This is a genomic window from Brevibacillus panacihumi (assembly GCF_003710985.1).
Taxonomy (GTDB): domain Bacteria; phylum Bacillota; class Bacilli; order Brevibacillales; family Brevibacillaceae; genus Brevibacillus; species Brevibacillus panacihumi.
Genome location: NZ_RHHT01000023.1, coordinates 70274 through 84214, shown reverse-complemented (window position 1 = coordinate 84214; position 13941 = coordinate 70274). Strand labels below are relative to the sequence as shown.

General features: G+C 54.2%; 14 protein-coding genes. 3 read left to right on the top strand and 11 right to left on the bottom strand.

Translation table 11 applies throughout. The features are described from left to right. Window positions 1-60 precede the first annotated feature (60 nt). From EDM58_RS26175 to EDM58_RS10990, 6 genes are read right to left on the bottom strand one after another with little or no spacing between them, the layout of a single operon-like run. On the bottom strand, window positions 61-1113 hold the full coding sequence (locus EDM58_RS26175) for a polysaccharide pyruvyl transferase family protein (RefSeq protein ID WP_246000657.1): 1053 nt from the start codon (window positions 1111-1113) through the stop codon (window positions 61-63). Further along, window positions 1110-2252 (bottom strand): glycosyltransferase, encoded by a 1143-nt coding sequence (locus EDM58_RS26170; protein ID WP_246000656.1) that lies wholly within the window; start codon window positions 2250-2252, stop codon window positions 1110-1112. The genes EDM58_RS26175 and EDM58_RS26170 overlap by 4 nt, the downstream gene beginning before the upstream one ends. Continuing rightward, entirely contained in the window at window positions 2242-2958 is a 717-nt protein-coding gene (locus EDM58_RS11005) for a glycosyltransferase family 2 protein (protein ID WP_122913378.1), read from the bottom strand. Before EDM58_RS11005 ends, EDM58_RS26170 begins: the two co-directional genes overlap by 11 nt. A 27-nt stretch (window positions 2959-2985) precedes the next feature. Continuing rightward, window positions 2986-4503: a glycosyltransferase family 2 protein gene (locus EDM58_RS11000; RefSeq protein ID WP_246000655.1), complete on the bottom strand. Its 1518-nt coding sequence runs from the start codon at window positions 4501-4503 to the stop codon at window positions 2986-2988. A 2-nt stretch (window positions 4504-4505) separates the two neighbouring features. Beyond that, on the bottom strand, window positions 4506-4703 hold the full coding sequence (locus EDM58_RS10995) for an LSm family protein (RefSeq protein WP_023558586.1): 198 nt from the start codon (window positions 4701-4703) through the stop codon (window positions 4506-4508). A 15-nt stretch (window positions 4704-4718) separates the two neighbouring features. Further along, window positions 4719-5021 carry a DUF2642 domain-containing protein gene (locus EDM58_RS10990; protein WP_122913377.1) on the bottom strand — a complete coding sequence of 101 codons (303 nt, stop codon included), beginning with the start codon at window positions 5019-5021 and terminating at the stop codon, window positions 4719-4721. 298 nt (window positions 5022-5319) lie between these two features. On the opposite strand from EDM58_RS10990, the gene efeO reads away from it, so the two are divergent. The 3 genes from efeO to EDM58_RS10975 are packed head-to-tail and all read left to right on the top strand — an operon-like array spanning window position 5320 to window position 9284. Further along, a complete protein-coding gene (gene efeO, locus EDM58_RS10985) occupies window positions 5320-6198 on the top strand; it encodes an iron uptake system protein EfeO (RefSeq protein ID WP_122913376.1) in 879 nt (292 codons plus the stop codon). Between the two features lie 5 nt (window positions 6199-6203). After that, window positions 6204-7475 carry an iron uptake transporter deferrochelatase/peroxidase subunit gene (gene efeB, locus EDM58_RS10980; RefSeq protein ID WP_122913375.1) on the top strand — a complete coding sequence of 424 codons (1272 nt, stop codon included), beginning with the start codon at window positions 6204-6206 and terminating at the stop codon, window positions 7473-7475. 18 nt (window positions 7476-7493) lie between these two features. Next, the gene (locus tag EDM58_RS10975; protein WP_425455615.1) at window positions 7494-9284 is read left to right on the top strand and encodes an FTR1 family iron permease; all 1791 of its coding nucleotides are present in this window, start codon (window positions 7494-7496) and stop codon (window positions 9282-9284) included. A 38-nt stretch (window positions 9285-9322) separates the two neighbouring features. Here the strand turns inward: EDM58_RS10975 and EDM58_RS10970 are convergent, their stop codons facing one another. The 5 genes from EDM58_RS10970 to EDM58_RS10950 form a co-directional block, all read right to left on the bottom strand. Continuing rightward, complete coding sequence (locus tag EDM58_RS10970) at window positions 9323-9604, bottom strand: hypothetical protein (protein ID WP_183187475.1); 282 nt, start codon at window positions 9602-9604, stop codon at window positions 9323-9325. A 95-nt stretch (window positions 9605-9699) separates the two neighbouring features. Further along, window positions 9700-12075, bottom strand: coding sequence for a xanthine dehydrogenase family protein molybdopterin-binding subunit (locus EDM58_RS10965; RefSeq protein WP_122913372.1), 2376 nt, complete (start codon window positions 12073-12075; stop codon window positions 9700-9702). Between the two features lie 4 nt (window positions 12076-12079). After that, window positions 12080-12565, bottom strand: coding sequence for a (2Fe-2S)-binding protein (locus EDM58_RS10960; protein WP_122913371.1), 486 nt, complete (start codon window positions 12563-12565; stop codon window positions 12080-12082). After that, a complete protein-coding gene (locus EDM58_RS10955) occupies window positions 12562-13440 on the bottom strand; it encodes an FAD binding domain-containing protein (protein WP_122913370.1) in 879 nt (292 codons plus the stop codon). Before EDM58_RS10955 ends, EDM58_RS10960 begins: the two co-directional genes overlap by 4 nt. Further along, window positions 13440-13886: an SRPBCC family protein gene (locus EDM58_RS10950; protein ID WP_122913369.1), complete on the bottom strand. Its 447-nt coding sequence runs from the start codon at window positions 13884-13886 to the stop codon at window positions 13440-13442. Before EDM58_RS10950 ends, EDM58_RS10955 begins: the two co-directional genes overlap by 1 nt. Window positions 13887-13941: the final 55 nt, after the last annotated feature.

Genomic DNA, 13941 nt, shown 5'->3' with positions numbered 1-13941 from the left:
TCCTGCAGCTACAGCAAAACACCCTTGGTCCGTCAGACATGCGAACGCAAGGGTGCTGCTCTATAAATCACCATGGAAAAACGGTTTGCTCAAGTGATCTGTAGTCTCCTTTCGCTGGCTGACGAATAGGTCGCGCAGCGAAGCCTGTTCATCCATCGCTCTTACTGTACGCGTCAGGATCTGCTGCCGGAGCTGCGGATGATCGGTGGGAATCGCCATCTCCGGCAGACTGAGAGAATAGCAGAAGTCCAGACATTTGAAACGGTACGCCAGACATACAAACGGCACTCCCGCTACGGCGCTCAAGACATTGGCGTGCAATTTGAAATTGATCGTCGCCTGACAGCGGCTGAGCCGGCGCATCATCTCGCTGTGATCATGCAGCTCCAGATCAAGCGTGACATGCTCGGGAGCGCCAATCTTCTGGTAGAGACGTCTGATCGCCCCTCGATCCGGTCCCCACATCGTATAGAGGTAGATGCCAAACCCATGCTGAATCAAGGTCTTCGCCACCTGCGCCAACGCATCTTCGACCACAGCCTCGTTCTTTCCGTAGATGCGGTTGTACGTGGTCCCCCAGTTGATGCCGACCATAGGCGGGTGCTCCTCGCCGTGGACGATCCCATCCGGCGGAGTCATCAGCATTCCGGGATCTCCGCTGATCTGCAAGCTGCCGCCCACTCGCATTTCTCGCAAATATTCATGCGTAAGCGGTCCGCGCACGCCGAAGTATTGAGCGTGCTCTCCGATCTCACGCAGCATTTGTTGCATCTTCGGGCTCTCCTGAAAGGAAGCGGTAAGAAGTTTTCCTGTCGCATCGAACTTCACGGGAAGCTGGCTATCATAGCCGCTCCCCCAAATCACCAGTCTTTTTTTCTGCTGTACGGCCCGGTGCGCCACATCCACATAGCCGGGGACAAGGAGCGAGCCCCCGCCGAGAACCACCGTATCGTAAGGACGAAAATCATGCAAATCCACACCCGGCATTGAAGGAATCACCTGGTGAGTCTGTGTGTTGAGGTACTTCGTAGCCAAATCCCGAAACACATGCCACATCAGCTCATCGCCCAGATTGTCGAATCCGATCCAGCCTACGTAGAGGATTTTTCTCATGTGGTCCCTCCTCCTTTTTTCTTGCTGCGCACCGCGGAGTAGAAGGCAAGCAGCTCCTCGCTTTTCTGTCGGATGTCAAAGCGGGTTCTCACCCAGTCTTTTCCCTGTTCTCCCCAGCTTTGCAGCAGGTGGCGATCTGCAAACGCCTTGCGCAGTGCTTCAGCAATCATGCCCGGGGAAGGCTTGCCTACAGATTGGTGATCCCCGAAGTAATACTCCCAGGCCAAGTCGTAGATATCCGGCGTAACAAGCCCGACATAGCCATGGTTTCCGATCGCCAGGACCGGTTTTCTGCAAGCCATGGCTTCCAAAGCAACTCGGCCAGTACCCACGACCAGATCGCTCACCTCATAGTAGGGTTTGACATCGGTTTGTTCACCGGCGATGTGTACATAGGGATAACCCTTGAGTTTGTTTAAGGCCTGCGCCAACTCCTGGACGAAATGCGATTGGGCCCCCGTGCCGACAACAACGATGTGCAGGTTGGGGATGTCGTTCAAGGTCTTGGTGGAGCGCAGCAGCATGTTGCAGACAGACGCCTTCTGCCAGGCTAAACGGCTGACGTATGTGACGATGAAAGCGTCTTGAGGAAGGGAGGAGAGCGTGGTCTCACGCAAATTTACCGTAGAGGCTGTCTCAAATTCCTGGAGGTCCACTCCATTGGAGATCACCGTGGATTCGACTCCGTGTTTCTTCCAGAAGCTTTGAACCGGCTTGCTTACACTGATCATCGCATCGCACCGCTGTGCAAGTGAGACAGCTTCGTCGACCGGATAATACGTGCCATGCATGGTAAACACAATCGGAACTCCCAGCTCTGCCGCCGCTTCCGCAGCCAATAGACCGGAGGGTGTCTGGTGCACATGAACGATTGAGATGTTTTCTTCCTTTATGATGTCTCGAAAGGTTTGCTGTTGCTTCTCTCTTCGCATCGGCAGAGGCTCATTCGACTGCTCGATGAGGTGCAGACGGAAACCGGCGTCCGCAAATGCACGATAAAAGGGGCCGTCAGCCCCTGAGTAAAAAAGCTGAACTCCGCTCGAACGCAGCGCTTTTCCCAAGCTGAGGACATGGGTTTCGGTACCGCCCGTACCCATGCTGTCCATCACCATCAGGATACGCTCTGAGCTAGTTGGCATCGTTACTCTCCTTTCTTCTGTAATACTGCGCGGACCGCTGGCTGTCGTGGACGCGGTAATAGTACAGCGGCTCGGGCAGATTCTCGATCTGTGCCTTGCTGTTGAGAGCTTTGGCGATAAATTCGTAATCCTCCGCCCCAGTGATGCGACGAGTCGGTCCACCGATTTGATCGAACAATTTGCCGCGAAACAGAATCGTCCCGTGGCAGACACAGTGCCCTCCTCGTCCGTAAACGCGGCGAATCTCTTCTCCGTAGCGAATCCACGTCGCCCGCTTTTTTTCAGCAGGCGCGTGATCGGGAAAAGCATAGTAGTTCGTCCCGACCAGTTCCGCCTGCGGATTTTGTTGCAGATATTCGACCTGCTTCGCAAAACGCTCCCTGTCGGAGTAATCATCCGAATCCTGGACGGCGATAAATTCCCCCTGCGCCAGGTAAAAGCCGGCATTGATCGCTCCGGCAAACCCGATGTTGCGAGGCAATGTCAGTATTACAGTCTGTCGATCTTCGCTCCACATATCGCGGTGTTCTTCCACCCACTCGCGTACGACCTGCACCGAATCATCCGTCGAAGCATCATCGACAAAGATGATTTCCCAACGGGGATACGTCTGCATGCGAATGCTTTCCAGACACTCCCGCAGATACTTGGCGCGATTGTAATTGGTAATCACCAAGCTGACCAAGCCTTCTTTTCGCTCTGTCATACTGCGGCCTTCCCTCCTTGTTTTTGTCTACTTTGGATGCCCTCCTCGGTACTGCTTGCTCCAATAGTGGAAAGCCTCCATGTGATCTCCAAGCATTTGTGCCACCGCCGGAGAATGGCCTCTTTTTGCAAGGTGCTTTTCCGGACGAAACCGATTGAGAGAAAAGCTGTCGACGGCGTGAACCAGTTCTACCCGCAAGCCCCCTGTCAGAGCAGCCATCTGCGCCAGTGGAGGACAAGCGAGCAGTGACCAGTCCAACGAAGCAAACGCCTCTTTTCTCAGGGCGAATGGAACGGCAAGCATCGACCCCGTACCCAAATCCTTGCGATCAGCAACAAAGTTAAGCGCTTGACGGGCAGCGACGACGACATTCCCGGAATGCGACTCGAAAAAAGCGGATTGATCATTCAAGGCGAGATCAATTCCCTTCTCACACCCGAAGACAAAGGGATACAAATCCTGTGCCGGCAATACAAAATCGGCGTCCACAAAAAGCAGAATGTCCCCTGCTGCAATGCTTGCTCCTATTGCCCGCCCGGAATCAACTCCGAGAGGATGGGCAAATTCTACGGTGACAGCCCCGCACGCACGCGCCTTTGCAGCCGTACCGTCTCGGGATCCGTTGACCACGACGATCACTTCCAGCGGATTCAGCAGCTTCACCTCACGAATCACGGATTCTATTGTGCTGGCTTCATCCCGTGCCGGAATGATGACAGACAGACGCGCTCCCTTGTCGACTTTAGGCCTTGGCTGCGCACATTCCGGGAGAGATTCCTGAAAAAGCTCCTCCCTTCGTCTTCTTCCGTCTGTCAGGCCGTTTCTCTTGGGAAGGCTGGCTGCGAAGTCCATCTGCTCCCGGATCACCGCTTTTTCAAAAAAGGAGCACTCCCCTTGGACGGCTCCATAAAGCTGCGGATTATAGGGAATGGCATTCCGCATCGGCTCCACCGGCTGCACCCCGATTCTCACGCCTGTTTTTATCCATTGATAAAGAGCATGCGCCGGTTGCTGCAAAAGCTCTGCGCTGATCCGTCTGAGCGCATGTTGGGTCATAGCGTGAGGAGTCCCAAATAGAGAGGCGGTCCCCAGGTCTGTCCTGCCAAGCAACTCATGGAAAAACAGAATCAGACTGTCCAGGGGCAAAGACGTTCTACTCCTGTGGTGACGCCTGCCTTCGCATGAGAGAAGCACTTGCACCCTGCCATGAAGAATCGGAAACAAGAAGCGCTGCAGCTCCATGGCCGAATAGAAGCGATCTTCCCCCAGAAACAGGAGGACCGCCCCGCGGGCATGACTGGCCGCGAGCGCCCTGCCTGAAAAGGGGTTTACCTGTAGTTCCGGTTCGACAGGAACCATTCGTGTCTTGGCACGGACAGAGGTGGGAATCTCCGGTATCAGGTGACTGGCGGCGGCTACGACTATATCCGCGGAGCCAAGCTGTTGACTGACCGCCACCATTTTCTGCAGATGGTGTGTGGTGTACATCGCAGAGATGATCGCAGATACCGAATGCGCTGCCCCTCCCTGTGCAGCTGTTCGCATGCTTAGACGACCCGTACGAATGTGATGCGTTCTAGAGGAAAGGTGACATTCTGCCCTCCGCCGTAACCAGGTGCACTTGCGGCTAGCAAAGTCGCTGTACTGTCTGTTACGCGGCTCAGCACGCCAGTCGTCACTTGGAGGCCTGTTGCGATTTCTACCGTCTGGCCGATATATGTGGTCAATTTTTCTTGAAAATCCATCGATTCTTCTCCTCCTTACAAAGCTTGCACGTAGTTGATTTGGCCCAAGGGGACGATGACTTGCGTACCGCCCGGCTCGTTGATCTCCACATAGTCATCGCCCACTTCTCTCAGAACTCCAGCCAGGCTTCCCGCATCCGTCGCGATCTCAATCGACTGATGGAGATAGCCCTGAAGCACTTTGCGAAACTCTGACTTTTCGGGCGGACATGGGGGTTCCTCAACCGGAGGCTTTGGTTTGCTGGATCCTCCCCAGATGAGTTGCCGCAAGCCTTCAAAGTACGCTTTTATCTCCTGTTCATGAATAATCAATTTCATTCTCTTCATCACTCCAATACCTGTTTGAATCGGCGCCACCTCGTACAAGGTATACGGAAATGATCAAAGACGTGGTAAGACAAACGCATATTTTGTTGCAGATTAGTGCAACTGTCTTAAACTTTTGTTCCAAAATGAGGAAAAAAAAGACGCTTGCCGAGCCTATCACTCCCTTTCATTCGGAAACAGGATTTTCCGCTTGCATTTTGGGATGGATACGTTTATTGTTTTTTCGTTGAGAATGATTTTTATTATCATTATATTAGCGTTCACTTATATGACAAGGGGATGTTTTTTCATGCGAAAACAATGGGGTTACCCACTTACCGCGATTGCACTCAGCTCCTCGCTGGTATTCACAGGCTGCGGAAGCAACGAATCGAAGACGACATCCGAGGTGAAACCAGAAGCTGCTGCCCAATCTGAGCAAAAGACTGCCGCGGCTACAACTCCTGAGCTCGATGCAGCCATTGCCGATTACCATAAATGGGTGATCGAGCAGACCGATTTGTTTGTCAAAGCTACGGATGGCTTCACACAAGCTGTGAAGGCCGGCGATATAGAAGCAGCAAAAAAACAGTACGCGCCTGCTCGCATGTACTTTGAACGAATCGAACCGATTGCTGAATCGCTTGGTGACTTCGACCCCTGGCTCGATGCGCGTGAGGGAGACGTCCCTGCTGAGGAATGGCGCGGCTATCACCGACTGGAGAAAGCATTGTGGGAAACGAAGTCTGTCGCCGGCCAGGAAAAGATCGCTGACCAGCTGCTCCAGGACGCGAAGCAGCTGCGCGTGAAGGTGGAAAGCGTGGAAATCGATCCACTGATGCTCGTCACTGGAGCCGTCGAACTGCTCAACGAAGTGTCTTCCAGCAAGGTAACGGGAGAGGAAGAGCGCTACTCTCATACGGATCTCTATGACTTTGCCGCCAATGTACAGGGGGCCAATGAAATTTTCAAAGTGCTGCAGTCTTCCGTCGCGAACAAGGATCCTGAACTGGCGAAAGAGATTGAATTGCGGTTCCAGGAGCTGGATCAGGCCTTGGCTCCCTACCAAAAAGAGCAGGGTTACGTTCTGTACACCGAATTGACCGAGCCCGAAGTCAAAAAGCTTAGTCAGGCCCTTGATGCACTGGCTGAACCTCTATCCAAAATGGGCACGATTCTGGGAGGGTAAAGGAAATGAACCGTCAGACAGAGACGAGCCAAAAGAAACTGACGCGGCGCGACGTACTCAAAATGGCGGGGATTGGTGGAATTGGTCTGTTGGTAGGCGCGGGAGGCATGAAGACCTTTTTCCCGCAGCTTACACAGACTGAACCATCAGCATCCGCAGCTGCCTCCAAAGACGGCATCATCCCTTTTTACGGAAAAAACCAAGCAGGAATCATCACTCCCATGCAGGACTTCATTAGCATGGCTGCGTTCAATCTGACCACTTCTTCGCTGGGAGATGTCCGGAAGCTGTTCCAAAGCTGGACTGTTGCTTCTGCTCGTCTCACAGCAGGCCAGTCCGTCGATGACGAGATCGACAATCCGCATCTCCCTCCTGTCGATACAGGGGAAAGCATAGGCCTCGCTCCCATGAAGCTGACGATTACGTTTGGGCTGGGAGCATCCTTTTTTGATGATCGTTTTGGTTTGAAAAGCAAAAAACCTGCCCCGCTGGTCGATATGCCGCGCTTCAACAGTGATGAAATCAATCCAGATTGGTCCGAAGGCGACATAGTGGTTCAGGTTTGTTCTGATGATCCACAGGTGGCGTTTCACGCCATGCGAAATCTCGCGCGTATCGCCAGAGGCAAGGCCGTGCTTCACTGGATGCAGGAAGGTTTTCAGCGTACAGCATCAGCCGATCCCTCCGGCTCCACTCCGCGCAATCTGCTGGGCTTCAAAGACGGCACCAACAATCCGATCGCTTCGGAGCCGAAGCTGGCGGACGAAATCGTATGGGCGAACTCCGCAGAAAGCCCATCCTGGATGACAGGAGGCACCTACATGGCGATGCGTCGGATTCGGATGCGTATCGAGGTGTGGGACCGCTCCTCCCTGGAAGACCAGGAGGCCACATTCGGCAGACATCGCCATTCAGGAGCACCGATCGGCAAGTCTGGCGAGTTCGACGATCTGGAACTGGGACGCAAGGACAGCACGGGAAAGCCGCTTATCGCGCCAAACTCCCACGTCGCCCTCGCCCACATGGACGGAAAGGTGAAAATCCTGCGCCGCAGTTACTCGTACTCCAATGGCATGGATGTCAAGACAGGGCAGATCAACGCGGGGCTGCTGTTCATCTGCTTCAACCGCGATCCGCGCAAACAATTCATTCCCATGCAGCAAAAGCTCGCATCCGCCGACAGGCTCAACGAGTACATCACGCATGTCGGCAGCGGCTTGTATGCCTGCATGCCGGGTGCCAGGGAAGGCGGCTACATCGGCGACACGCTATTTTAAATCATCATCCGGGATGGAGTGAACACCTTGAAACGCTACCTGCTTTTCCTCTGCATGACGTTGATGCTCCTGTCGTCCTCTTGGCAGATCGCATCTGCCGCTGCCTTGCCTGCTGACCAGTTGAAGCAGTTGATCGCCTACTCCAGCGATGCCTTGATCAGCAGCGGGGACCAGAACTGGGACGAGGTCTCCCAGGCCGTAAAACAGATCCGAGAGCTGTGGGAGTCAAATGAGGAGAATACTCCAGAGGCTGCCGCATTGTCCGCTGCCCTGACAGAAGCCGAACTGGCATTGAACGAGGCAGCTGTATCACCCGAACCTGCCACACAGGCGATCTCCAGCCTTGCTAAAGCAGCCGATCTGTACGTCACCTCTCGAGAAGATGCTGCACAGCCCAAGGAAAAGGCGCATAAGCAAATCGAAGCGCTCCTCCCCATCCTCAAAGAGAGTTCTGACGCTGTAGCAGCCCAGGATTGGACAAGGGCCAAGGAATCCTACAACCGTTTCGTCAAAGGCTGGTACAAGGCAGAGGGACTCGTGCGCGCAGAGAATACGAGTGTCTACGGAAACATGGAGATCAAGATCAGCGGCGTGCGTATCGCCCTGAATACCGAACCCCCTGATCCCGCCAAAAGCGAAGCCAAGCTGCAGGAATTGACGCAAGCTGTGGAAGACTACCTCTCGGGAAAGGCAGCTGCCGAATCAGACACCTCCGCTGCTTCAGCCGACCAGCCGTCCATCTCCTCTCTGATGAAGCTGCTTGACGAGGTCCAGGCTGACATCGACAACAAGAAGGCTGACTTGGCCGCCGAGAAGATGGATACCTTCATTTCGACCTGGCCCGTGGTCGAAGGCGTTGTGATGACCAAGTCACCCGGTACCTACAGCAGCATCGAGAACAAAATGGTAGCTGTTCCGACCCATCTGTTGTCCAATCCGCCCCGCTGGGAAAAGGCGTCTGCTCTTGTAACGGCCATGAAAGATCAGCTGGAGCCTTTTGCTGCTGTCTCCTCCTACACCGCGTGGGATGCAGGCCTTATCTTGTTTCGTGAAGGGCTGGAGGCGATCCTGATTATTCTCGCTCTTCTCGCCTTCTTGCAAAAATCAGGAAATGCAGACAAACGCAAATGGATCTGGTCAGGAGCGGCGATTGGACTTGTGGCCTCCGTAATCCTGGCTGTCATTTTGAGCATCGTGTTGTCCAATCTGTCCACCGGCAGCTCGCGAGAATTGATGGAAGGCATTACCGGGCTCGTCGCTGTCCTGTTCATGCTGACGATTGGCGCCTGGCTGCATAGAAAATCCAATCTGCAAACCTGGAACCGCTACGTGGAACGGGCCATTGGACGTTCACTGGCCAAGGGGGCCCTTTGGTCGCTTGGCCTGACTGCCTTTCTGGCTGTCGCACGCGAAGGAGCCGAGACGATTATTTTCTACTTTGGCATGGCCGCTTCCATCAGCATGACGGATCTGCTTACTGGCATTGCATCCGCCCTCATCCTGCTTGCGATCATCGGCTATGCTTTTATGAAGCTAAGCAGCCGTATCCCGGTGCGTCCTTTCTTTTTCATTGCCAGCATGCTGCTCTACTATATGGCCTTCAAATTCATCGGGGCGAGCATTCATTCCCTGCAAGTGACGGGTATGCTGCCTGTACACAGCTCAGAATCTCTCTTTCATGTGCCGGATCTCGGTGTGTATGCGAATTGGGAGACGACTGTGCCACAGCTTGCCGTGCTGCTGATTGTGCTGCTCAACCTGTTGCTGAATGGACGGAAGAAATCTGGCAAAGTGCTTGCCTCTCAATAAGGAAAACCCCGATCCTCCTGATGGATCGGGGTTTTCGCTTATTTCGTCACTGTCACATAAATCGTAACGGTTTTTCCTTCATACTCTGCAATGATTTCCACTTCACCCGAAGAAATAGCCGTAATGACACCGTCTTTCACGACAGCAATCCCTTCGTCACTGGAAGTCCACTTGGCCTCGTCAGACACATCGGCTTTGGTCCGATCATTGTATAACGCATTCAAGGTAATGGACTGTTCATTATCCACAGACAACTTCACAAAATTTTTGTTTGATGAAAGGCGCTCCAGGATTCTTTCCTCGATCACGGAGATGCTCATCGAAACCTTCTTGCCTGTAATCACGGTCACAAAAGAAAAAGACCCATATGTCAGTTCTACAAACCTGACATGCGGGTCTATAAACAATAGTCGCATCATTTGGGCATGATTACTTCTTCGCTTTGTGCATCTTGCAGCAAATCAAACACCCGATTCGGGCTGACCGGCAGTCGATCAATCTTCACGTGAAAGGGAGCCAGCGCGTCCACGACGGCGTTGGCAATCGCGGCAGGAGTAGAAATGGCTCCACTCTCGCCCACACCTTTTACCCCGAGCGGGTTGCGGGTAGAGTAATATTCCTGTTCGCCCTGCACCGCGACAGGCACCTCCATCGAGGTCGGCAGCAGATAATCCATATAGGTTCCTGTCAGCAACTGTCCGTTCTCATTGTGGACGACCTCCTCGTACAGAGCTGTTCCGATCCCCTGCGCGAATCCGCCCTGGACTTGCCCCTCCACGACCATCGGATTGATGACACGTCCACTGTCATGGACGATGTAGTAATTCTTGATTTTCACAAATCCCGTCTCGATGTCCACTTCCACCACTGCTGCATGAACCGAAGAAGAGTACGTCACGGTCGGTGGAACGAAGTAATGCGTCGCTTCCAGGCCCGGGTCCATCCCTTCCGGCACCTTGCAGCGCATTCCTGGCGCGGCGGCAGCTGCCAGTTCGGGGAAGGTGATCTTTTTCTCTGGCTGGCTGACCGCATAAATGACCCCGTCTTTCATCGTCAATTCCTCCGGTGCGATCTCCAGTACATTGCCCGCTACAGCCAGCATTTTCTCACGCAATTTGACAGAAGCCAAATGCGCCGCGGAGCCTGCATTTACCGCACTGCGGCTGGCATACGTCCCCGCCCCGTAACCCAGAGCGACCGTATCTCCGTTTTTCACGGTGACGCGATCCAGGCTTACCCCAAAGACATCTCCGGCTACCTGGCCGAATACCGTCTCATGGCTTTGGCCTTGCGAAGAGGACCCTACGTGCAGGATCACCTGGCCGGACGGGTCAATGCTGACTTTTGCCCCCTCAAACGGCCCGACACCCGTTCCCTCTACATTGGAAGAAAAGCCGATCCCGATGTACTTGCCTTCTTGTCTCCACCGCTCCTGATTCGCCCGGATCTCCTTGAAGCGAGACATCTCCAAGGCCATCTCGAAGGCTTCCGGATAATTGCCGCTGTCATAGATCAACTCGCCGCCGTCTTTATAGTACATCCCTTGGCTGTACGGCATTTCTTCGGCCGGGATGATATTTTTCAGCATGACCTCCACAGGATCCATCCCGAGTTCACGGGCGATCATGTCGACGATGCGGTCCATGGCAAAGACCACTTCCGGTCTCCCGGCACCGCGATACGGTACGTTGGGGGTTTTGTTCGTCAGAGCGATGCGGCAGGTCAGGTCGAATACCGGTATCTTGTACGCCCCGCGAAAATGAGCCGCGCTGTTGTAGGCACAGGTCAGGGCAAAGTAGTTGATCGCTCCTACGTCCAGCACGAAATCATCTTTTACGCCCAGGATGGTTCCGTCCTTGGTATAGGCTACCTCCAGGGCGTGAATCTGGTCACGGGAATGACGGGCGCCGCTCATATGCTCCATCCGGTCTTCGATCCAGCGCACTGGGCGCTTCAACTGCTTGGCCAGATACGCCAGCAGCACTTCCTCCGGATAAAGGCCTCCTTTTGGACCAAAACCGCCGCCGACATCAGGAGCGACCACGCGGATATTCTGCTCGACCAATCCGAGCAGCTTCGCGACATAGTGGCGGATTTCAAAAGGCATCTGCGTAGAGCTCCAGATGTTGAGAAAGTCCGTGCGATTGTCATACGAGGCGACCACCCCGCGCGTCTCGATCGGATTGGACCCGACGCGAGGAGAAGTAAAACGTCCTTTGATTACGTGGTCGGCTTTGCTTACTGCCTCTTCCCAGGAACCTACGGGGAGGTGGAAATAGGCTTGCATATTGTCGTCCAGATCGTCTTGAACCAGCGGAGCGCCTTCCTTCAGCGCTTCAAAGGGATCAACCACGGCTGGCAGCGGTTCGTAGTCGATTTTTACCAGAGCAGCAGCATCCTCTGCGATATAGCGGTTTTTCGCTACGATGCAAACGACATTTTGCCCTACATATTTGACCTTTCCCGTCGCCAATACAGGCTCGACATTATGCTTCATGATCGGCTTGATCTGATCTTCGATATGCTTCGGCAGGCGACAGTGCGACTCCATCTCGGACATGAGCCCCACTTTCCCCACCAGATCCTCACCGGTAATGACTGCATAGACATCATCCAGAGCCAGCGCTGCGGATCTGTCGATGCTTTTAATCCGGGCATGGGCATACGTGCTGCGGATGAATGCCGCTTCCGCCATATTGTCCATCCGGATATCGGCTACGTACTGTCCGGTCCCTGTCACAAAACGATAATCTTCTTTGCGTCGAAAGCTTTGCCCAATCAGGTTCGCCATGGATTCAACCTCCTTGTTTGGCAAGCGCCTGGGAAGCTTGCTCAACAGCTTTTACAATATTCGCGTACCCCGTACAGCGGCACAGGTTGCCAGAGATTGCTTCGCGAATCTCCCCTTCGCTCGGATTCGGATTCTCCTGGAGAAAATCAACCAGGGTCATCATGAAACCAGGCGTGCAAAAGCCGCATTGCAAGGCGTGATTGTCAGAGAAAGCCTGCTGCAGCGGGTGCAGGCTGCCGTCCTCCCTTGCCAGCGATTCTACGGTATCAATCGCAAAGCCATCAGCTTGCACTGCGAGCATCAGGCAGGAACGAGCCGCTTTTCCATTCACCAGTACGGTACAGGCCCCGCACACGCCGTGCTCGCAGCCCAGATGCGTTCCCGTCAGGCGCAATTGCTCGCGGATAAAGTCGGATAGCAGCATACGGGTCTCGACTGTCTCCGTGCGTTTTTTTCCATTTACTGTAACCGTAATCTCCATGGTTTTCATCGCGAAATCCCTCCTGCCCGTTGAATCGCTGTTTGCAACGCCCGTTTGGTCAAGGTTTTTACCAAGGAGCGTCTGTAGCTTGCCGATCCGTGCAAATCACCGTCCGGATCCACACTTTCACTCGCCATCTCGCCAGCCTCTTCCAAGAGGGAATTGTCTGCTGCCTTGCCAATCAGGAAGTCCTCGACAGACTCCAGCACACAAGGAACCGGGTTGGCGCCGCCAGCTGCCAGACGGGCCAAAGCAATTTCCTGATTTTCATTCAGCTCGACCACAGCGGCTACCTCTACGAGAGCAAAATCTCCGTGACGACGCGCTACCTCCGTGAAAGCATAACCGGCCGCATTCGAAATGACCGGGAAACGGACTTCTTTGATCATCTGATCCGGCTGCAGGGAGGTCAGCAGATACGTCAGGAAAAACTCCTCCGCTGCCAGCGTCTCCTCGCCGTCCGCGTGCGCAATCACAATCTCCCCGCGCAGTGCGGCCAGTACACACGGCAGTTCAGCAGAAGGATCTGCATGCGCGATGCTGCCTCCGACCGTCCCTCTTTGCCGAATCTGCGCATGTCCGATCCATTTCACCGCTTCCAGCAGCAACGGGCAATGCTTCGCGACCAAAGGCGACTGTTCCAGCTCGACATGCCTGGTCAAAGCTCCAATCGCCAGATAGCCATCCTCCTCGCGAATGTAGGAGAGCCCCTCCACCCTGCCGATGTCAATCAAGTATTTTGGCGTCGATAGCCGCATGTTGAGGACGGGAATCAGGCTTTGGCCTCCCGCAATAATTTTGGCATCCTCGCCCAGGTCAGCGAGGTATTGCAGCGCCTCTTCCAGACTTGCAGGTCGCAGGTATTCAAACGAAGCTGGTTTCATCATGCTCCCCCATTCTTCACTTGTTTTTCGATCGCTTTGAAGAATTGGCCCGCCATGAATTTGGCGATTCCCCCCAATACACGCCCTCCTACACTTGCGATCATTCCGCCGATCTCCGCATCACAGTTCCAGACCAGCGTGCAGCCTTTATCGGTCGGCAAAAGCTTGCAGTCCATCTTCGCTTTTACATGCCCGGGAGAACCGCTTCCCTCTGCCAGCAGCATGTAGTGCGCCCCCGCTTCGACATCCTCCAGCTTGACTTTGCCGGTGTACTCCCCTTTTACAGCAGCGACTCCAAGCTTCATCACGACGTCGTATTCCCCTTGGCCTGTCAGATCCAATCGTTCGCAACCGGGGATAGCCCCTTTTAAAATTTCTGGATCGTGTAGAGCATCCCAAATATGCTGTACACTGTTCGCAAATTTTGCTTCTCCTGACAATTGCATCGTCTGTGTCACTCCCTCGCTGTTTTTGGTTCCCCTGTCTTTTCCTTCAGTTTAG